We start from the raw sequence: 19,915 nt of genomic DNA, 5'->3' as shown, positions 1-19,915 counted from the left end.
GATATGACGCTACTGGCCGGTAGGAAATGTTTCCGGGTGCTCGAACCGCTGCACTCGATGGTGTACTTCGCGCCCGAGACGCAGGCGGCGCTGGTCGCGGCCGGGCTGGAGAACAACCGCATGTGCTACTTCGCGGGCCGCGCCGCCGCCCTCGGCCCGGTCGGCCCCGCCGTGGTGACGAGCACTTTCTACAACTTCAGCCCGTCCCTGGTGGCCCGACACATCCCGCTCGCCTGGACCCTGGCCGCCCCCGAGGACATCACCGCGGCGCGGCTGCGCGCGGTCGACGCCGTACAGCGCCGTCTGCTCGGCGACGCCGTCGACTCCCCGGAGATGGCCGAGGCCGCCGAACTCGCCCAGCGGGCCGCCGAGGCGTGCACCGGCGGCGACCGTATCCTCTACGCCGCCCACGCGGCCCTGCCGTCGCCGAAGGAGCCGCACCTGGCCTTCTGGCACGCCACCACGCTGCTGCGCGAGTACCGCGGCGACGGACACCTCGCCGTCCTGCTCTGCGCCGAACTCGACGGCCTGGAAGCCCTCGTCACCCACACCGCGACCGGCAAGGGCTTCCTGCCGGGCTTCGCCAGGACCCACCGCGGCTGGAGCGAGCAGGAATGGGACGCGGCCGTCGCCCGGCTGCGCGACCGCGGCCTTCTCGACGCCGACGGCTCGCTCACCGACCAGGGCGTCGAACTGCGCCGCCACATCGAGTCCGAGACCGACCGTCTCGGCCGCGCCCCCTACGAGCACCTCGGCGAGGCCGGCACCGCCCGTCTGACCGAGATCGCCCAGGGCCTCACCATGCGCGCGCTGGCCGCGGGCGCCTTCCCCGAGGGCGTCTTCGCGACCGGCCCCAAGCGCTGACGCACCTGTCGCCGACTCCGGGCGGCCCACCGGCCCCGGACGCCCGCCCCCCCCGCGTCAGCGGGGAGGCGCCGGGGCCGGCCCTGTCGAGCCGCGGACCACCAGGTGGGTGGCCAGTTCGACGTGGAGGGTGTCGACCGTGTGGCGGTCCAGGAGCCGCATCAGCAGGGAGACCGCCATCCGGCCCATCTCTTCGAGCGGCTGGCGGACGGTGGTGAGGCGGGGCACGGTGCTGCGGCTGAGGTCGATGTCGTCGAAGCCGGTGATGGAGAGGTCCTCGGGGACGCGCAGGCCGCGTTCGTAGGCGGCGCGCAGCGCGCCGACGGCGGCCTTGTCGTTGAACGCGACCAGCGCGGTCGGGGGTTGGGGGAGGTCGAGGAGTTCGCAGGCGGCCCCGTAGCCCCAGTCGGCGGTCGGCTCGATGCTGCGCAGGAGTTCGGGGGAGGGCAGCACCCCGGCGTCGGCGAGGGCCGAAGTGTGGCCCGCGAGACGGGACTTGCTGGCGAGCCAGTCGCCCGGTCCGCCGATGACGCCGATCCGGCGGTGGCCGAACTCCACCAGGTGCGCGGTGACACTGCGGGCCGCGGCGAGGTTGGCGGCCGAGACCGAGGCGATGTCGCGGGGGAGCGGGGTGCGCGGGTCGACGACCACGAAGGGGAAGTCCTGGGCCCGCAGGACCTCCAACTCCCTTTCCGGCTCGGGCGGGACGATGAGGATCGCGCCCGCGATGCCCGGGTCGCCCGGCAGCCCCGGCAGCACCTGGACCTCGCGCGCCGCGTCGCCCGCGCTGAGCACCACGCGCCTGCCGTGCAGGTCCAGTGTCTCGGCGATCGAGGAGACGATCACACCGAAGTAGTCGGTGAGGACATACGGGCAGCGCACGTAGATCGCGCCGTCCGCCGCGCCGCGCCGGACGGGGGCCGGGGCCCCCAGCCGTTCGACCGCCCGGCGGACCAGCGCCTGGGTGTCGGGAGCCACGTTGGCCTGTCCTGTCATGACCCGCGACACGGTGGCGATGGAGACGCCCGCCTCCGCCGCGATGGCGCGGACCGTCACGCGGGTGCCCGGTGACCTAGCCAACTGTTACACCCGTTCGTTTCATGTGCGCAGCTTAGCGCCCCGACCCATCAGGGTCACGGCAGGATCGGTACAAGGCATTGACAGCGCACGCCGTCGACCGCTTACCTGATTTTCGCCACGGTTCCAGAAAACGTTTCATTCCGTTTCAGAGTGAGTGCTGCCCGAGGAGAACGATGAGGAGACGCGCCGTAGGTGCCGCCGCTGCCACAGCCGCCGCACTCTGCCTGGCCTGCGTACCGGCCGCCCAGACGGCCGCCGTCACCCCGACGGCCGCCACCGCGGCCTCCCCCTCCCGCCCGGCGCCGCCACCCCGCGCCCAGGTGTGGCTGACCACGGCCGACGGCGCCCAGGAACTACGGCAGCAGGCGCCGGTCGACTTCGGCCGGGGACCGTCCGACCTCACCACCATCACCGTCGACCCGAACCAGAGCTACCAGAGCGTGGACGGCTTCGGCGGCGCGCTCACCGACTCCTCGGCCGCCGTCCTGAGCCGACTGCCGCGCACGACGCGGGACTCCGCGATGCGGCAGCTCTTCGACCCCGCCCGCGGCATCGGCGTCAGCTTCCTGCGCCAGCCCATCGGCTCCTCCGACTTCACGGCCGCCGCCGCCCACTACACCTACGACGACATGCCCGCGGGGCAGACCGACTTCGCGCTGCGCCACTTCAGCATCGCGCACGACCAGCGGCAGATCCTGCCGCTGCTGCGCCAGGCGAAGCGGCTCAACCCCCGGCTCACCGTCATGGCCACGCCCTGGAGCCCGCCCGCGTGGATGAAGGACGGCGACTCGCTGGTCGGCGGCCACCTCAAGGACGACCCGAAGGTCTACGACGCCTACGCCCGCTACCTGGTGAAATTCGTCCAGGCGTACGCGGCGGCGGGCGTGCCCGTCGACTACCTGACGGTGCAGAACGAGCCGCAGAACCGTAAGCCCTCCGCGTACCCCGGCACCGACCTGCCCGTGCAGGCGCAGGTCAAGGTGATCGAGGCGCTGGGACCGCTGCTGCACCGGGCCAGCCCGCGCACCAAGATCCTCGCGTACGACCACAACTGGACCACGCACCCCGACGACATCAAGACCGCCGAGCAGATGGGCGAGGACCCGCAGACCGACTACCCGTACGAGGTGCTGGACAGCCCGGCCGCCCGATGGATCGCGGGCACCGCCTACCACTGCTACTCGGGCGACCCCAGCGCGCAGAGCGCGCTGCACGACGCGCACCCCGACAAGGGCATCTGGTTCACGGAGTGCTCCGGCTCGCACGGCGCGACCGACACGCCCGCGCAGATCTTCCGCGGCACGCTGACCTGGCACGCGCGCACGATCACCGTCGGCACCACGCGCAACTGGGCGAAGTCCGTCGCCGACTGGAACCTCGCGCTGGACGCCGACGGCGGCCCGCACAACGGCGGCTGCGACACCTGCACCGCCCTGCTGACCGTCCAGCCGGACGGCACGGTCACCCCCAGCGCCGAGTTCTTCACCATCGGCCACCTGTCGAAGTTCGTCCGGCCGGGCGCGGTACGGATCGGCAGCACCAACTACGGCACGACCGGCTGGAACGGCCAGCTCACCGATGTCGCCTTCCGCAACCCCGACGGCTCCACCGCGCTCGTCGTGCACAACGAGAACGACGACCCGCGCTCCTTCGCCGTCGCCGTCGGCGACCGGACCTTCGCATACTCCCTGCCCGGCGGTGCGCTGGCGACCTTCACGTGGCCCAGATCGGCTGATCTGACCAGCCGGTCGCACGCGGTGCCGCTGAACGGCGCGAGCGCCACCTCCCAGCCCGCCGGGCAGGGCGCCCCCGACCTCGCGATCGACGCCGACGGCTCGACCCGCTGGTCCAGCGGCGCGGCCCAGACCCCCGGTCAGTACGTGCAGATCGACCTCAAGAAGCGCACCGCGTTCTCCCGCGTCGCCGTCGACAGCGGCGACAACCTCGGCGACTACGCCCGCGGCTGGCAGATCTCGACCAGCGACGACGGCGTCACCTGGCGGACGGCCGCCGCCGGTACGGGAACCGGGCAGCTCACCGTCGCCGACCTGCCCCGTAGGACCACGGCACGCTATGTGCGCGTCACATCGACGGGCACGGCGGCCAACTGGTGGAGCCTGGCCGATCTGCGGCTCTACCGCTGAGCCGAGGCGTTCCGACCCGACGCGTCACCCCGGGGCAGCCGCGACCTCCTGGAGGTCGCGGCTGCCGCCGCGTGTCACGCGTCCGCCTCCGGTACGGGACGCGCCGCCGCTTCCGGCCCGGCGTCCGCCGCTGCCGCCCGCTCCGTCCGGCGCGCCTGCCACTGCCGCGTCGCGTACAGCGCGCCGCCCGCGCCCAGGCCCCAGAAGGCGCCGCTGACGCCGAAGAAGGTCACGCCCGAGACGGTGACGACGAGCGTGACGACCGCCGACTCGCGGTTGTCGGCGTCGGCCATCGCGCCGGTCAGGGAATTGCCGAGGGCGCCGAGCAGCGCGAGTCCCGCGACGGCCTCGATGACATTGGGCGGTGAGGCGTTGACGAAGGCGACCGCCGCCGCCGCGCCCAGGCCCAGCAGGATGTACGCGCCGCCGGCGACGACCGCGGCCCGGTACCGCTTGCGCGGGTCGGGCCCCGCCTCCTCGCCCGCGCACAGCGCGGCGGTGATCGCCGCCAGGTTGACCGCGTGCCCGCCGAAGGGCGCCGACAGCAGGCTGAAGACGCCGGTCCAGCCGAACAGCGGCCCCGGCTCCGGGTGGTAGCCGTTGACATTGAGCACCGCGATGCCGGGGATGTTCTGCGACGCCATCGTCACCACGTACAGCGGCAGCGCGATGCCGATCACCGCGGAGGCGGTGAAGTGCGGGGTGACCAGCACCGGGTGCGGCCACAGCGGGCCGAGCGCGGCCGTGTCGATGTGCGTGGTGGCGGCGATCAGGACGACGGCCACGACCACCGCGGCGGGCACCGCGTACAGCTTCCGGACACTGCCGACGACCGCCCAGGCGAGGATCACACCGAGGCCCACCGCCGGGTCGGACTTGACCGCGTGCGCCGGAGCCAGGCACAGCGGCAGCAGGATGCCCGCGAGCATCGCGTTCGCCAGCGGCTTCGGGATCGCCGAGACCCACCGGCCGAGGGGCCTCCACAGCCCGGAGATCACGACGAGCACCCCCGTGAGCAGGAACGCGCCCACGGCCGCCGCGAATCCGCCGTGCGTACCCGCGGAGCCCGCCAGCAGCGCCGCGCCCGGCGTCGACCAGGCGATGCTGATCGGCAGCCGGGAGCGCAGGCTCAGGTAGATCGCGCACAGGCCCATCGCCACGCACAGCGCCATCAGTCCCGACGCGGCCTCGGCGTGCGACGCGCCGACCTTGGTGAGCCCTTCGAGCACCACCGCGAAGGAGCTGGAGAAGCCGACGAAGGCGGCGATCAGGCCCGCCGTCGAGGCCCGGAAGAGGCCGGAGCGCGCGGAGTCACCGCCGGGCTCGTCCCGGACGGGCTCCGGGGCGGTGGTGCGGACGGGCATCAGGTCTCCTCCGGGGCCGGCCGGCGCGCGTGGGCGGCGAGCAGGGCCGTGCGGTCGATCTTGCCGCTGGCGGTCAACGGCAGGGTGTCACAGAGCTGGATGCGGGCCGGGACCATGAAGCCGGGCAGCAGCGCGCGCAGATGGGCGCGGAGCGCCTGTGGGGTGCAGGCCGGGTCGTCGGTGACGACGAACGCCCACACCGGCTTCTCGCCGCGGGCGCTCGCGGTGACGAAGCTGCGCCGGACGGCCGGGTGCCGGTCCAGATGGTGGGCGATCTCGCCCAGTTCGATGCGGTAGCCGTTCACCTTCACCTGGTCGTCCCTGCGGCCGTGGAACACCGCCGCGCCGTCCGCCCGCAGATGCCCGTAGTCGCCCGTCCGGTACAGCCGTTCGCGTACGCCGTCGACCTCGCGCTCCACGAACAGCCGGGCGGTCAGCTCCGGCATCCCCAGATATCCGGGCGACAGACCGTCCCCCGCCAGCCAGATCTCGCCCGCGCGCCCCGGCTCGCACAGCTCACCGCCGTCGTCGCCGTCCGTGTCGATCACGTACAGCCGGGTGTTCTGGATCGGCCGGCCGATCGGCAGTTCCGCCGCGTCGGCGGGGAGCGCGTCGACCCGGTGGTACGTGGCGAAGGTGGTCGACTCGGTCGGTCCGTAGACGTGCACCAGGCGGCCGGGGCCGTAGCGGCGTACGGCCTGCGCCAGCCGCGGCACCGAGGCGCGCTCGCCGCCGGTCAGCACGGTGGCCACCGTGTCGAGGGCTTCGGGCGCCTCGTCCAGCACGGAGTTGAACAGCGCCGTGGTCAGGAACAGCACATTGACCCGGCTCTCGCGCAGCGCCCGCCCCAGCTTCGACAGGCTCAGCCGCGCGTCGGGGTAGAGCACGCAGGTGCCGCCGGTCAGCAGCGCGCCCCAGATCTCGAAGGTCGCCGCGTCGAAGGTCACCGGCGCCAGTTGCAGCAGCCTGCCGCCCTCGCCGAGCCGGGCGTAGCGGGCGCCGGACACCAGCCGGACCACACCGCGGTGCCGGACCGGCACCCCCTTGGGGCGGCCGGTCGAACCCGAGGTGAAGTTGACGTACGCGACGGCGTCGCCCGTGACCTCGACCTCCGGGCCGCGCTCGCTCTCCGCGACACCGCCCCGCGTCACCGGGACGGTCCGGCAGCCGTCGAGCCGGTCGGCCAGCTCCGCCGGCCGGTCGGTGAGCACCCACCGGCAGTCGGCGTCCGACAGCAGGGCGCGCAGCCGCTCGTCCGGCCAGGACGCGTCGAACGGCAGGTAGCAGCCGCCGCATTTGAGGACGGCGAGCAGCGCGACGACCAGTTCGGGAGAGCGGTCGAGGCACACGCCGACGGTCGCGCCCGGCGGGAGTCCGCGCGCCAGCAGGTCACGGGCGAGGCCGTTGGCGAGGCGGTCGAGCTGCCCGTAGCCGACCGTGCGCGCGCCCTGTTCGACCGCGGGCGCTTCTGGCCGCAGCCGCGCGCGCTCCTCGAACAGCGCGGGCACACCGCTGTCGCGCGGATAGCCGACCGCCGTGGCGTTGATCTGCCGGTGCGCGGCCAGGGCCGCCTCGGACGCGGTCACCCGGCGCAGCGCCGACACCTCCGGACGGATACGGCGTGCCGTCGGCGGTGTGCTCGACGAACCATCACGTCCCGCGCTTTCCCAGGCTCGGCGTTTGCTTGACCACCGGGCCCGCGCGCCGTGGCAGGTGACAACGGCGAAGGGGACGGCTCCGGCATCGTAATCCGCGGCCCCGAAGGAGCGCGCGCCAATTCCGATACCCGGACCGTCCCCGGCGCCGACCGGCCCGCCGCGCGGGCGGGCCGGTCGATCCGCTACCGGAGCAGGCTCTTGTACTTCGGGCAGAGATACGTGATCGCGTCCTTCGCGTCCGCGATCTCGCCGTCCGCGATGGCCTCCTTCGCCAGCTTCGGACTCGCGTCCGCGGTGTTGGCGATCCGGTCGCAGGACTCCTGGCCGGTCTGGAGAACGGCGGCCGGGTCCATGCCCTTGGGCACCTTTCCGACCAGATAGCTCTTCTGCTGGTCGGTGAACGTGCCGGTGGCCGGGGTGAGCTGGGATTCGGGCAGGGTCGACTCCTTGGCGTCGGCGCCGTTCGCACCGCCGTCGCCGCCCGGACCGGTCGAGGCCGAGGCGGACGGCTCCGCGGTGCCGTCGGGGCCGATGGCGGGCGCGGAGGAGGCCGGGCGCTCGCTGGTGGGGGCGGCGCGGTCCCGCGCCGCGTCCGCGTGTCCGCCGCCGCATCCGGCCAGGACGGCCGCGGCCGTCGTCACGATGACGACGGCCGCGGCGAACCGGCCTCTGGTCGCGGTCACGGCTTCGCGAAGGTCAGGACGAGCTGCGGATGTCCCGACGTGCCGGGCGCGTCCTTCGACCAGAACCAGGCCGAGTCCGTGCCGGTGGACGTCACCGCGAGATCGTACGGACCGCCGAGCCCGGGCGTCAGCGCCGCCGCGGTGAGCGTCGCGGTGTAGTCGGTCTGGAGCGCGGTCGGCGCGGGCACCGTGCCGAGCACCGTCGGGTCGAGCGTGGGACGGGTGTTCCAGGTCACCCCGGTCTCCGTCCAGCTCCCCGTCACATGCTGCACATTGAGCGTGTCGACCGAGTTCGCGATGGCGTCGGAGCTGGTGCGCAGGGTCAGTCGCGCGCTCGTGAGCACCATGCCGCCGGGCGCGGCGGGCAGGTCGAACCGCAGGTACGTGTGGTATGCGGACGTGCCGCGCACCGCGAGCTGCTGGTCCGGGCCGTAATTCGCCGAGGGCGCGCCCGCGTTGACGTAACTGTCCGCCGTCGCGTTGAGCGTCACCGTCGAGGACGTCGGCGCGCCCGGCGTCGTGACGGCCGCCGCGGCCGACTTGGCACTGGTGTTGCCGGGCGCGTCACCCGCCGTGACCTGGTACGCGTACGTGGTGCCGGGTGAGGCGGCGGTGTCGGTGAAGGTCAGCGTCGGGCGGATCCAGAACTTGGAGTCACCGGTGACCGTGCCGACCTGCGTGCCGTCGCGGTAGATCCTGTACGTCAGCGTCGAGTCGTCGAGGTCGAGGCTGGCCTGCCAGCTCACCCGTACCCCGCCGGACACGTTCGCCGCGGTCACCTGGAGCGGTACGGACGGCGCGCGCGTGTCGGGGCCGCTCGGGAAGCGGACCAGGCCCTGCTGGAGCCGGTTGCCGTTGCTGGCGATCCGGGTGAACTCGCCGCCCACCCACAGGTAGTCCGTGCCGCCGCTGGAGGCGGTGGTGAGGGCCCGCGGGCCGATCTTCTCGGTGCCCGCCGGGCCGTCGTCGGTGTCGGGGAACCAGCCCAGCAGCGGCCTCGGGTTGTCGACGGACTCCGCGAGCAGGTGCTGCCGGTCGTTGTTGAGCTGCGGGAACTGCTGCATGCTGGAGCAGTCGTGCGCGTGCGAGCCGCTGTACAGCACGCCCTTGTAGACGGTGACGGCCTGGGTCGCGCCCAGGCAGGTGTCGCGCCAGCGCTGGTTGAGGTCGCTGAAGTTGAGCGCGATGCGGCCGTCGAAGACACCGCCGCCCGTGCCCTCGTTGGCGGTGAAGAAGCCGGTGGCGTCCCTCGTGAGGTCCTGCACGGTGGAGGTCGCCGAGATGAAGCCCGGATAGGTCTTCACAGTGGCGCCGGTCGTGGCGTTGACCACGGCCAGCGCGTGCGAATTGACCCCGTTGACGGTGTTGAAGTCGCCGCCGATGACGAGCCTGGTGCCGTCCGGGCTGAGCACCATGGCCTTGCCCGCCTTGTCGGCGTTGGCCGTGAACGGCTTGAGCGCGCCCGTGGTCGTCAGCGCGGCGAAGCGCTGCCGGGGCTGCCCGGCGACGGTGAGGAAATTGCCGCCGATGTACACCGTGTCGTTCGTCGCCACGATGCTGCGGACCTGCGCCGAGACCGACACCTTGAACGTGGTCCTCACGGTGCAGGTGGCGATGTCGATCGCCGCCAGGCTGCTCGACGGAACGCCGTTCACCGAACCGAAGGTGCCCCCCGCGTACAGCGTCGACTCGTCCGGTGAGACGGCCAGCGCCCGAATCGTCGCCGTGCCCGAGCCGACCGTGAAGGACAGCTTGCAGGACGTCGGCGCGCCCGTGGCGGCGTCGAACGCCTGGAAGTTGAGCGCCTGCTGCTCGCCGGTGCCCGCGGCGGCGCCCGGCGGCCGGACGGTGGAGAAGGTGCCGCCCGCGAAGACCACACCGTGCGCCTGGGCCAGCGCCCACACGACGCCGTTGGTCTGCCAGGTCGGCAGGTCGTCCGCGGTCATCGCGACCGGCGCGGTGAGCGCGGACGCGGACTGCGCGGCGGTGAATCCGATCATCGAAGCCGCCGCCAGTGAGAAGGCAGCGGTTATTGCCCCAGCTCTTCGCATGAGCCCCCCTGAGCTCTGTGCTGTTCCCCCAGCGGTCCCAAACGGCCGCAAGATGCGACAAGGTTAACGTTTGGTCCGCTTTGGGGTCAGCCTCCCCGTAACGACTGTTGCACTCCTGTAGCCCAGCGGCCGGGGAGGGGGACACGGCGGGCACGCAGCGGCGCCGCGCCGATTCCGCTTCGGCCGGATCCGGTCCCCACCGGGCGGTCCCGAAATGTTTCGGTGCGGTGCCAAGAACGACTATGACCCGCCATGACCTGCGGGCACAAGGCCGAGCGGCCCGCGCGGTCCCGGTCGCGACGGTGACGCGCGACACTCCCGCTGGACTCCGGATGTGGCCTGAATGTCACCTCGACGTCCCTCGGGGGCGACTGTGGGCCGCCGTGGGAGAATCCTCCGATGACTTCTGAGACGACGATCACCGCGGACGCCGCGGGCACGTGGACGCTCGGCGATCTGACCGTCAACCGGATGGGCTTCGGTGCGATGCGGCTGCCGCAGGACGGCAGGGCGTTCGCGCCCGACAGCGGCTCCAGCGACCGCGAGCGCGCGATCGGCGTGCTGCGGCGCGCGGTCGAACTCGGTGTGAACCACATCGACACCGCCGCCTTCTACTTCTCCGCCCTGCGCTCGGCCAACGAGCTGATCAACCGGGCGCTGGCGCCGTACCCCGACGACCTCGTCATCACCACCAAGGTCGGCCCGGGGCGCGACCCTTCGGGCGCCTGGCTGCCCGCCGCGACGCCCGCGCAGTTGCGCGGACAGGTCGAGGAGAATCTGCGGCAGCTCGGCCGGGACCACCTCGACGTGGTCAACTACCGCAATCAGGGCGCGGACTCGATCGCCGAGCACTTCGGCGCGCTCGCCGAACTGCGCGAGCGCGGGCTGATCCGCCACCTCGGGATCTCCAACGTCGGGCCGCGCCACCTCGCCGAGGCCCGCGCCATCGCGCCGGTGGTGTGCGTACAGAACAAGTACGCGCTCGGACTGCCCGGCGAGGACGACGACTTCCTGGACCTGTGCGGTGAACAGGGCGTCGCCTTCGTGCCGTTCTTCGCCATCGCGGGCGCGGGCCGCGAGTCGGGGGCGGGCGCAGCGGAGAGCGAGCAGGTGCTGGCCGCGGCCCGCGCCCACGGTGTGACCGCCGCCCAGATCAGGACCGCCTGGACCCTCCAGCGCGGCGCGCACGTCCTGGCCATCCCCGGCACCGGCAACCCCGACCACCTGGTGGAGAACGTGGCCGCTGGCGCGCTGCGGTTCACCGCCGACGAACTGGCCGCCCTGGACGCGCTGCACCACGGGGGCGCCTGAGGAGCCGAGGTGCCCCGGCCGGGGCCGGAGTTGGCGCGTGTGCACCGTGGGTCGTCTGTGGAATCGTGTGCCCGCGGTGCCAATTCGCGACGGCTTGCCGAGATCGGATGCCGGGCCGCGCGCGGCTGGCTACCGTCGGTGGAGACGAGTGAGCGCATGGGGGTACGGGGTGACGGGTGTCGAGGCCGCGGTCGGCCATGTCTGCGTGTGGCTCACGTGGCGAGCGAGCGGTGCCGAGCAGCGGCGGCACGACCTGGACGAGGTCCAGGTCGGCGAACTCGACCGGCTGTACTCGCTGGTCCGCGTGCTGCTCGGCGAGGACCCCGCGCTGCGGCTGGCCACCGAGGAGTGCGCCGCCCCTGACGGCGCGGTCACCGAGCGGACCAGGCGCCGCCTGACCGACGCGCTGGACGAGGCCGTCGAGCGGGACGCGGCGCTGGCCACGGCGCTCCGGCAGGCGGTGGACCGGCTGCGGGACCGTCCCTACGGCGGCGGACCGCCGGGCGGCCCGCCCGCCGGGACGGCGGCGGCCACCGGTGACGGGATCGCGGTCGGCGGCGACGTCGACGTACGAGCCCGGGACAGGTCCGTGGCGTCGTTACGGATGGGGGACGTACGGATGGGGGACGTACGGATGGAAAACCCTCCTCTGCCGGGTCCGCCCCAGGGCTGAGCGCACCCGGAGCCGTCCCCGCCCCTTTGTCCGCGCCGCCGTACGCACCGCCCGCGCCGCCGTACGCACCCGCGCCGGTGGCGCCGCCGCGCGCGCCGGAGCCTTCGGACACCGTCCCGACGCTGCCGATGCTGCCCGCGGCCACCCCGTCGCGGGTCCGCGCCGAGGGCCGGAGCCGCTCGGAGGCCGAGGCCCGGCCCCGTACCGACGCCGAGGCCCGGTCTCAGGCGGCCCCGGTCCCTGCCCCGGCCCCTTCCGCTGTCACCGCGGCCGGCGGCGGTGTCGCGGCGGGCGTCGCGGGCGACATCCACCAGCACCACCACTGGCATGTCGTGCCGCGCTCGCCGGTCAACTGGCCGGTCAGGGTCGGCGTGGTGCCCCGGTCGGCCGACTGGTTCCAGCACCGGGACGTGATCCACGCCCTGGACACCGCGCTGACCGGCCCCGGCACCGCCGTGGTCTGCCAGGTGCTCACCGGCATGGGCGGCGTCGGCAAGACGCAGCTCGCCGCCCGGCGCGCCCACCACGCCTGGCGGGCGGGCGAGGTCGACCTGCTGATGTGGGTCACGGCCTCGACGCGGCAGGCCGTCATCGACGCGTACGCCGACGCCGCCGCGAGGGTGCTGCACATCGAGCGGGACGAACCGGCGCGCGCCGCGCAGGAGTTCCTGGCCTGGCTGGAGCCCGGCCCCGGCGCGGCGGCCGGACACTGCCGCTGGCTGCTGGTCCTCGACAATGTGACGGACCCCGCCGACCTCACCGGCCTGTGGCCGCCCGACCACCCCCTCGGCCGTACGGTCGTCACCACCCGCAGCCGGGACGCCGCCCTGACCGGCGCGGGCCGCCGCATGGTGACCGTCGGCCTGTTCACCCCGCGGGAGGCGACCGGCTATCTGACGGAGGCGCTCGCCGCGCGCGGCCGGGTGGAGGCGCCCGAGGAGGTCGCGCTGCTCGCCGAGGACCTGGGCAGACTGCCGCTGGCCCTGTCCCAGGCCGCCGCGTATCTCATCGACGCCGACATCGGCTGCCACGACTACCGCGCGCTGCTGGCGAACCGGGCCCGGCTGGCCGACCTCAGGCCGCCGACCCTGCCCGACGACCAGACCGCGGGCGTGGCCGCCGTCTGGTCGCTGTCGGTGGACCGCGCCGACGCCCGCGGTCCCCGGGGTCTGGCCAGGTCCCTGCTGGAGCTGGCCGCGCTGCTCGACCCGAACGGCATCCCGCAGCCGGTGCTCACCAGCGGGCCGGTCCGCGACCACCTCACCCGCGTCGTGCGCCGGGCCGCCCCCGAGCAGTGCCCGGCGCGCGGGATCACCGAGCAGCAGACCGTACGGGCCCTGCGCGATCTGCACGGGCTCAATCTGATCGACCACACCCCGAAGACCGGGCACCGGGCGGTCCGTGTCCACCAGCTCATCCAGCGGGCCGTCCGGGACTCGCTCGGCGAGGCGGACCACGACGCGCTGGCCCGTACCGCGGCCGACGCACTGACCGCGGTCTGGCCCGAGGTCGAGCGCGACACCGACCTCGCGCAGGCGCTGCGCGCCAACACCACGGCGCTGACCGGCAAGGCGGAGAGCGCCCTGCACCGCCCGCACGCGCACGCCCTGCTCTACCGGGTCGGCGAGAGCCTGGGCGTCGCGGGCCAGGTGGCCGCCGCGGCCGGGCACTTCAGGCTGCTGGCCAGGACCACCCACCAGCACCTGGGCCCCGACCACCCCGACACCCTCGCAGCCCGGCACGACCTGGCGTACTGGCGGGGCGCGGCGGGCGACGCGCAGGGCGCGATCAGCGCCTTCCGCGAACTGTTCGCGGACCGGCTGCGGGTGCTCGGCCCCGACCACCCGCACACGCTCACCACCCGCGGCAACATCGCCTACTGGAGCGGCGAGGCGGAGTACGCGCAGGACGCGGAGGACGCCGCCACCGCGCTGGAGGAGCTGCTGGCGGACCGGCTGCGGGTGCTGGGCCCCGACCATCCGGACACGCTCAGCACGCGGCACAACATGGCCCGGCTGCGCGGTCGCGCGGGGGAGACGGCCGAAGCGGCCGAGGGGCTACGGGAGTTGCTGGTCGACATGGTGCGGGTGCTGGGCCAGGACCACCCCGACACCCTGACCACCCGGCACGACCTGGCCTACTGGCAGGGGCGCGCGGGGGACGCCGAGGGCGCGGCGCGCGCCTTCGAGGAGCTGCTGGCCGACGCGGCGCGGGTGCTGGGCCCGGACCATCCGGACACGCTCACCACGCGGCACAACATCGCGCGGCTGCGCGGGCGGGCCGGGGACGTCAGCGGCGCGGCGCGCGCCTTCGAGGAGCTGCTGGCGGACCGGCTCCGCGTGCTCGGCCCGGACCATCCGCACACGCTCACCACCCGGCACAATGTCGCGCGGCTGCGGGGGCGGGCGGGGGACGCGGCAGGCGCGGCGCGCGCCTTCGAGGAGCTGCTGGTCGACATGGAGCGGGTGCTCGGTCCCGAGCACGGCGACACGGTCATCACCCGGCACAACATCGCCTACTGGCGTGAGGAGTCGGAGGTGCTGACCCTGCGCGTCAGGCGCGCCCCGGCGCCGTGAACGACGGTCGGCGCTTCCCGGTACCGCTGAACAGCGGTCGGCGCGCCCCCGCACAGCACGCGGCCGACCGTGGCGGGAGAAGCGCTCAGCCGACCGTCACCCGTACGCCCGCGCCCGCGATACGGGCCAGCTCGGCGTCCGGCGCCGCCCCGTCGGTCACCAGGTCGTGGATCTCGGCGAGCGGGCAGATCTTGGCGAGCGTGGCCCGGCCGATCTTCGTGTGGTCGGCGACCACGACCGTACGGTCGCTGTTGTCGGCGAAGGCGCGGTCGGTGCCGCCCTCCAACTGGTCGTGCGTGGTGCAGCCGTGGGCCGCGCTGATGCCGTCGACGCCGAGGAAGGCGATGTCGGTGTGGTAGCTGGCCAGGGTCTTCTCGGCGATCGGGCCCACCAGCTCATAGCTGGCGTTCCTGGCGTTGCCGCCGATCACGACGAGCGTCACGTGCTTGTGCAGAACCAACTCGGCCGCGATGTTCACGGCGTTGGTGACGACGGTGAGCGGTCCGCGGGCGGCCAGCAGCCGGGCCACCTCCGTCACCGTACTGCCGCCGTTCATGCCGACCACCGCGCCGTCCGGCACCAGGGCCGCCGCCGCCCTCGCGATGGCCTGCTTCTCCGGTCGGCTGCGGCCCGCGCGGTGCTGGAGCGGGACCTCCAGGTCGACCGGGCCGACCGCCGCCCCGCCGTGGGTGCGGCGCAGCAGGTGGAGTTCGCTCAGGTGCTGGAGGTCGCGGCGGACGGTGGCCGTGGAGACGCCGAGCAGCCGGGACAGCTCGTGGACGTCGATGCCGCCCCTGGCGGAGACATGCTCAAGTATGCGCGCATGACGCTCAGTTCTCAGCATGCGTGCAGCATAATGCGCACTCCGATGCGTAAGTGAGCATGATTTGCGCAGAAGAGGGCGGTTGACATGACGAATTCTGCGCGGTTAACTCCTGGCGAACGTCGGAGTTGAGCACCGACGTCAGAGGTACGCCTAGCCGGTGGGCGGCCGTGCGCCGCAAGCCCGGACAAAGTCGCCAGGATCGCTGTCAGCGTCCGAGGCGGGGACGTACCCCCCATCATCAGGAGCTCGATGATGCGCATGAATCGTGTCCGGTCCCGTCGGAGTCTGGCCGCCCTCGCGGCCGTCGCCGCAGTCGTGGCTGTCCCCTCACTCGCTCCCGATTCCGCAGGGGCCGCGCCCCAGTCCGTCTCCCCGCCTCCGGCGCACGCCGGATTCGACTACCAGATCGGGGGCCCCTACACCCCGCCCGCCGGTGTCTCCGTGGTCAGCCGCGACTACACCGCTCCGGCCGCCGCCGGGGTCTACAACATCTGTTACGTCAACGCCTTCCAGGCCCAGGAGGGCGCCGAGGGCCAGTGGGACGCCGACCTGCTGCTGCGGGACTCCAAGGGCGCCGTCGTCAAGGACAAGGACTGGAACGAGGCGATCCTCGACATCCGCACCGCCGACAAGCGGCAGCGGATCGCCGCCAAGGTCAACGGCTGGGTCGACCAGTGCGCGGCCAAGGGCTTCCAGGGCGTCGAACCCGACAACTTCGACACCTACGACCGCTTCTCCGGCTACCTGACCAAGGCCGAGGCCGAGTCGTACATCAAGCTCCTCTCCGCCCACGCGCACTCCAAGAACATGGCGATCGCGCAGAAGAACACCCCGCAACTGTCCGGCGACCGGGTCGCCAACGGCCTGGACTTCGCCGTCGCCGAGGAATGCGCCACGTACAACGAGTGCGGCGACTACACCTCCGGCTTCGGCAACAACGTGATCGTCATCGAGTACACCGCCAAGGGCCTCCAGAAGGCGTGCTCGGGTTACGGCACGAAGCTCAGCGTCGTCCGCCGCGACGTGGACGTCGTACCGCTGGGAACCAGCGGATACGTCCGCCAGACCTGCTGACCCGCTGAACCCGCCGACCGGCTGTTCCGCCCGCCCGGCCGACCACGCCGGCCGTCGGGACCGCCGGCCGGCCGCGGCCGGCCCGGTGCGCCGCCCCCGTCGGCGCACCGGGCCCCCGCCGCCCGGCACGGGCAACGGCCCCGCCCCCCAGCCGCCGCCCGGCACCCGCACTCGCACTTCCGCCTTCTGGAGGCACCGATGACCGCAGGCCCCGTCCTGCCCCGCAGCCCGCTCCCCGGCGACCCGCCGCCCGCCGGGCACCCGCGCCGGGACACCGGACTCTCCCGCCGTGACGTCCTGCGCCGCGGCACAGGACTGCTCTCCGGCGCCGCCGCGGGCGCGCTGCTCGCGGGCTGCGGCACCGGCGAGAGCGACGGCGTGGGCGCGGACGGCCGGGTCACCGTCGAGCTGTGGCACGGCCAGACCGACACCGGCCGCGCCGCGATCCAGCAACTGGTGGCCGAGTTCAACCGCACCCACCCGAAGATCAGGGTCGACCCCGGCGGCGGCGTCCTGTCCGACGCCATGCTCCAGAAGGTCACCGCCGCGCTCGCCTCCGGCTCGTACCCCGACATCGCCTACATCTTCGGCTCGGACCTGGCCAGCATCGCCCGCAGCCCCAAGGTCGTGGACCTCACGGCGACGATGGCCCACGGCCCCACCCCCTGGAACGACTTCTGGACCCCGGCCCGCGAGGCCGTCACCGTCAACAAGCGGGTACGCGCCGCGCCCGCGCTCATCGACTCGCTCGCCGTCGTCTGCAACAAGAAGCTCTTCGCCCGCGCCGGAGTGCCGCTGCCCGAGCCCGGCTGGACCTGGGACGAGTTCACGGCCATCGCGAAGAAGCTCACCAGCCACGCCGACGGCACCTTCGGCACCGGCTGGCCGGGCGTCGGCGACGAGGACACCGTCTGGCGGATCTGGCCGATGATCTGGGACCTCGGCGGCGAGGTCATCTCCGCCGACGGCCACGGCATCGGCTTCGAGGACACCGGTGTCCGCGCCCTGGAGACCATCGCCACCCTCGCCTCCGACAAGAGCGTCTACATCGACCCCAAGCCCGGCAGCGAGCAGATGTACCAGGTCTTCCTCTCCGGCCGGATGGGCATGGTCCCCACCGGCCCCTGGCAACTGCCCGACGTCATCCAGGCCAAGATCGACTACCACGTCGTCCCGCTGCCCAGCTACAGCGGGAAAGAGGTCACCATCTCCGGGCCCGACACCTGGACGGTCTTCGACAACGGCTCGGCGCGCGTCGCCGCCGCCCGCACCTTCGTCGAATGGCTGATCCAGCCGCCGCAGGACGTGCGATGGGACATCCAGGCAGGCAGCCTCCCGCTCAGCCGCAGCACCCAGGCGCTGCCCGCGTGGCAGGACCGCAGTTCCCGCACGGAGGGTCTGTCGGTCTTCACCAAGGCCCTGGAGACCGCGCGGGTACGCCCCGCCCACCCCGCCTACCCGCAGATCTCCGAGGCGCTCGGCCAGGCGATCACCGCGGTGCTGCTCGGCCGCAGCACCCCCGCCAAGGCACTGCGCGACTGTGCGCACGAAGCCAACGCCGCACTGCTCATCCCGCGTTGAGGAGACCCATGTCGAGAACCACGCCGCGGCTGCTGCCCCGGCACAGGCCGGGCCCCGCGCAGCGCCGCCCCGCCCCGCTCACCCTGTCCGACCAGGACCGCGACCGCGAGCACGCACAGCAACTGCGCGCCCGGCGCCGCAGGCTGCGCGGCGAGTCCGCGACCGCGTGGACCTTCATCGCGCCCTCGATCGTGGTCATCCTCGGCCTCAGCGTCGTCCCCGTGGTCTGGTCGCTGCTGCTGTCCTTCCGCGCGGACGACCTGGTCACCCCCAGCCGCTGGGTGGGCGTGGCCAACTACCGGGCCCTGTCCAAGGACCCGCACTTCAGCCAGGCGGTGCGCAACACCCTGGAGTACACCGCGCTGTACGTCCCGCTGAGCATGCTGCTGGGCCTGGCGCTCGCCCTCGCGCTCAACCGGCGCATCCGGCTCGTCGGCGTCTACCGCACCCTGATCTTCGTACCGTTCGTCATCTCGGCCACCGCGCAGGGCGTGCTGTTCTCCTTCATCCTCGACCCGCAGTTCGGCGCCGCCAACTCCGTACTGCACTCCATCGGCGTCTCCCCGCAGGGGTTCCTCACCGATCCGTCGCAGGCCCTCCTCGTCCTCGTCGCGATCTCCCTGTGGAGCGGCACCGGCTTCTGCGTCGTGGTCTACCTCGCCGCGCTCCAGGACGTGCCGCAGTCCCTCATCGAGGCCGCCAGGCTCGACGGGGCGGGACGCCGCCAACTGCTGCGCCACGTCGTGCTGCCGACGCTCACCCCGGTCAACGTCTTCCTGCTGCTGTGGCAGACCATCAACTCCCTCCAGGTCTTCGACCTCGTCTACGTCACCACCAAGGGCGGACCGCTCGGCTCCACCACCGTGATCGTCTACTTCATCTGGGAGCAGGCGTTCAAGAACTTCACCGCCGGTTACGGGGCAGCCGCCGCCTACGTGCTCGCGCTCGCCCTGCTGGTGATCGCGGTCGGCACGCGGGCCCTGCGCCGACGCGAGCCCGTACGCCTCGAAGGAGCCCCGCGATGACCGTCACCTCAGCCCTGCCCGACGCGGCGCCGCCCGGCGCCGAGAACGCCGACGCCCCGCTGCCGAGCGCGCCCCGCCCCCGGCGGTCGCGGCTGCCCTTCAGCGGCTGGCACCTGCTGCTCGCCCCGCTCGCCCTGCTCTTCGCGGTCCCGCTGATCTGGCTGCTGGTCAGCTCGGTGATGAGCAACGCCGAGATCAACCGCTTCCCGCCCGCGCTGTGGCCCTCCCACATCGACCTCGGCGGCTACCGCTACGTGCTCGGCAACGCGCTGTTCCCGCGCTGGTTCGCCAACTCGCTGATCGTCTCCGTCGTCGCGGTCGTCTCCAACCTCGTCTTCGGCGCGCTCGGCGGATACGCCTTCGCCCGGATGCGGTTCGCCGGCTCGCGCACCCTGCTGGTGCTGATGCTGGCCACCATGGCGATCCCGTTCCAGCTCACCATGATCCCGACCTTCCTGGTGATGAAGCGGCTCGGCCTGATCGACACCCTCGGCGCGCTCATCGTGCCGTCGCTGGTCACGCCCTTCGCGGTCTTCCTGCTGCGGCAGTTCTTCCTCTCGCTGCCCAGGGAGCTGGAGGAGGCCGCGTGGATCGACGGCTGCTCACGGCTGCGCGTGCTGCTGCTCATCGTGCTGCCGCTGTCACGGCCCGCGCTGAGCACGGTCGCGGTGCTGACCTTCCTCAGCACCTGGAACGACCTGACCTGGCCGCTGATCGCCATCAACCACGACACGCAGTACACGCTGCAACTCGGCCTGACCACCTTCCAGGGCCTGCACCACACCCGCTGGTCCGCGGTGATGGCGGGCAACGTCCTGACCGTCCTGCCGGTGCTGCTCGCCTTCCTCGCGGCGCAGAAGCAGTTCATCCAGTCGATCACCTCCAGCGGCCTGAAGGGCTGACGGGACACCGCCTCGTCGCCCGAGGACGGACGGACCCGCTCCGTCGCCCGAAGGGACGACGGGACACCGCCCGGACTCCCGCCGCCGGACTTCCGCCCCACCA

General features: G+C 73.1%; 15 protein-coding genes. 9 read left to right on the top strand and 6 right to left on the bottom strand.

Going from position 1 to position 19,915, the window contains the following annotated elements:
• The first annotated feature begins 3 nt into the window (after positions 1-3).
• Positions 4-864: a hypothetical protein gene (locus ACFZAM_RS13285; protein WP_391045532.1), complete on the top strand. Its 861-nt coding sequence runs from the start codon at positions 4-6 to the stop codon at positions 862-864.
• A gap of 57 nt (positions 865-921) precedes the next feature.
• Here the strand turns inward: ACFZAM_RS13285 and ACFZAM_RS13280 are convergent, their stop codons facing one another.
• Positions 922-1,944, bottom strand: coding sequence for a substrate-binding domain-containing protein (locus ACFZAM_RS13280; RefSeq protein ID WP_391045528.1), 1,023 nt, complete (start codon positions 1,942-1,944; stop codon positions 922-924).
• 173 nt (positions 1,945-2,117) lie between these two features.
• Here ACFZAM_RS13280 and ACFZAM_RS13275 point away from each other — a divergent pair, with 173 nt between their 5' ends.
• Positions 2,118-4,088 carry a discoidin domain-containing protein gene (locus ACFZAM_RS13275; RefSeq protein WP_391045525.1) on the top strand — a complete coding sequence of 657 codons (1,971 nt, stop codon included), beginning with the start codon at positions 2,118-2,120 and terminating at the stop codon, positions 4,086-4,088.
• Positions 4,089-4,162: 74 nt separating this feature from the next.
• Here ACFZAM_RS13275 and ACFZAM_RS13270 read toward each other — a convergent pair whose 3' ends face one another.
• From ACFZAM_RS13270 to ACFZAM_RS13255, 4 genes are all read right to left on the bottom strand, one after another.
• The gene (locus ACFZAM_RS13270) at positions 4,163-5,452 is read right to left on the bottom strand and encodes a benzoate/H(+) symporter BenE family transporter (RefSeq protein WP_391045523.1); all 1,290 of its coding nucleotides are present in this window, start codon (positions 5,450-5,452) and stop codon (positions 4,163-4,165) included.
• Entirely contained in the window at positions 5,452-7,056 is a 1,605-nt protein-coding gene (locus ACFZAM_RS13265; protein WP_391045520.1) for an amino acid adenylation domain-containing protein, read from the bottom strand. Before ACFZAM_RS13265 ends, ACFZAM_RS13270 begins: the two co-directional genes overlap by 1 nt.
• Before the next feature lie 236 nt (positions 7,057-7,292).
• Positions 7,293-7,793, bottom strand: coding sequence for a hypothetical protein (locus ACFZAM_RS13260; RefSeq protein ID WP_391045518.1), 501 nt, complete (start codon positions 7,791-7,793; stop codon positions 7,293-7,295).
• Complete coding sequence (locus ACFZAM_RS13255; RefSeq protein WP_391045517.1) at positions 7,790-9,793, bottom strand: DNRLRE domain-containing protein; 2,004 nt, start codon at positions 9,791-9,793, stop codon at positions 7,790-7,792. The genes ACFZAM_RS13260 and ACFZAM_RS13255 overlap by 4 nt, the downstream gene beginning before the upstream one ends.
• Positions 9,794-10,243: 450 nt before the next feature.
• Between ACFZAM_RS13255 and ACFZAM_RS13250 the strand changes: the two genes are divergently transcribed.
• The 3 genes from ACFZAM_RS13250 to ACFZAM_RS13240 all read left to right on the top strand — a co-directional run bounded on the left by ACFZAM_RS13250 (position 10,244) and on the right by ACFZAM_RS13240 (position 14,404).
• Positions 10,244-11,155 (top strand): aldo/keto reductase, encoded by a 912-nt coding sequence (locus tag ACFZAM_RS13250; protein ID WP_391045515.1) that lies wholly within the window; start codon positions 10,244-10,246, stop codon positions 11,153-11,155.
• Positions 11,156-11,303: 148 nt separating this feature from the next.
• On the top strand, positions 11,304-11,828 hold the full coding sequence (locus tag ACFZAM_RS13245) for a hypothetical protein (RefSeq protein WP_391045512.1): 525 nt from the start codon (positions 11,304-11,306) through the stop codon (positions 11,826-11,828).
• Positions 11,829-11,854: 26 nt separating this feature from the next.
• On the top strand, positions 11,855-14,404 hold the full coding sequence (locus ACFZAM_RS13240; RefSeq protein ID WP_391045510.1) for a tetratricopeptide repeat protein: 2,550 nt from the start codon (positions 11,855-11,857) through the stop codon (positions 14,402-14,404).
• Positions 14,405-14,489: 85 nt separating this feature from the next.
• Here the strand turns inward: ACFZAM_RS13240 and ACFZAM_RS13235 are convergent, their stop codons facing one another.
• Positions 14,490-15,248 (bottom strand): DeoR/GlpR family DNA-binding transcription regulator, encoded by a 759-nt coding sequence (locus ACFZAM_RS13235; RefSeq protein WP_355346062.1) that lies wholly within the window; start codon positions 15,246-15,248, stop codon positions 14,490-14,492.
• A gap of 234 nt (positions 15,249-15,482) precedes the next feature.
• Between ACFZAM_RS13235 and ACFZAM_RS13230 the strand changes: the two genes are divergently transcribed.
• The 4 genes from ACFZAM_RS13230 (at position 15,483) to ACFZAM_RS13215 (ending at position 19,812) form a co-directional block, all read left to right on the top strand.
• Entirely contained in the window at positions 15,483-16,304 is an 822-nt protein-coding gene (locus ACFZAM_RS13230) for an endo alpha-1,4 polygalactosaminidase (RefSeq protein ID WP_355346065.1), read from the top strand.
• Between the two features lie 198 nt (positions 16,305-16,502).
• Positions 16,503-17,885, top strand: a complete 1,383-nt coding sequence (locus ACFZAM_RS13225; protein ID WP_391045505.1) for an extracellular solute-binding protein — start codon at positions 16,503-16,505, stop codon at positions 17,883-17,885.
• Between the two features lie 8 nt (positions 17,886-17,893).
• Complete coding sequence (locus ACFZAM_RS13220; RefSeq protein ID WP_391045503.1) at positions 17,894-18,910, top strand: ABC transporter permease subunit; 1,017 nt, start codon at positions 17,894-17,896, stop codon at positions 18,908-18,910.
• The gene (locus tag ACFZAM_RS13215; RefSeq protein ID WP_391045501.1) at positions 18,907-19,812 is read left to right on the top strand and encodes an ABC transporter permease subunit; all 906 of its coding nucleotides are present in this window, start codon (positions 18,907-18,909) and stop codon (positions 19,810-19,812) included. The genes ACFZAM_RS13220 and ACFZAM_RS13215 overlap by 4 nt, the downstream gene beginning before the upstream one ends.
• The last annotated feature ends 103 nt before the right edge of the window (positions 19,813-19,915 follow it).

It is taken from the genome of Streptomyces sp. NPDC008079 (genome assembly GCF_042957385.1).
In the GTDB taxonomy this organism is placed as follows: Bacteria; Actinomycetota; Actinomycetes; order Streptomycetales; family Streptomycetaceae; genus Actinacidiphila.
Note: the sequence above shows the minus strand (reverse complement) of the source record. Positions and strands in the feature narration are given on the sequence as shown.

Bases quoted from the DNA above. Each gene is read 5' to 3' on its own strand.
- ACFZAM_RS13285 (WP_391045532.1), top strand. From the start codon at position 4: ATGACGCTACTGGCCGGTAGGAAATGTTTCCGGGTGCTCGAACCGCTG.
- ACFZAM_RS13275 (WP_391045525.1), top strand. From the start codon at position 2,118: ATGAGGAGACGCGCCGTAGGTGCCGCCGCTGCCACAGCCGCCGCACTC.
- ACFZAM_RS13270 (WP_391045523.1), bottom strand. From the start codon at position 5,452: ATGCCCGTCCGCACCACCGCCCCGGAGCCCGTCCGGGACGAGCCCGGC.
- ACFZAM_RS13255 (WP_391045517.1), bottom strand. From the start codon at position 9,793: ATGATCGGATTCACCGCCGCGCAGTCCGCGTCCGCGCTCACCGCGCCG.
- ACFZAM_RS13250 (WP_391045515.1), top strand. From the start codon at position 10,244: ATGACTTCTGAGACGACGATCACCGCGGACGCCGCGGGCACGTGGACG.
- ACFZAM_RS13235 (WP_355346062.1), bottom strand. From the start codon at position 15,248: ATGCTGAGAACTGAGCGTCATGCGCGCATACTTGAGCATGTCTCCGCC.
- ACFZAM_RS13230 (WP_355346065.1), top strand. From the start codon at position 15,483: ATGCGCATGAATCGTGTCCGGTCCCGTCGGAGTCTGGCCGCCCTCGCG.
- ACFZAM_RS13225 (WP_391045505.1), top strand. From the start codon at position 16,503: ATGACCGCAGGCCCCGTCCTGCCCCGCAGCCCGCTCCCCGGCGACCCG.
- ACFZAM_RS13220 (WP_391045503.1), top strand. From the start codon at position 17,894: ATGTCGAGAACCACGCCGCGGCTGCTGCCCCGGCACAGGCCGGGCCCC.
- ACFZAM_RS13215 (WP_391045501.1), top strand. From the start codon at position 18,907: ATGACCGTCACCTCAGCCCTGCCCGACGCGGCGCCGCCCGGCGCCGAG.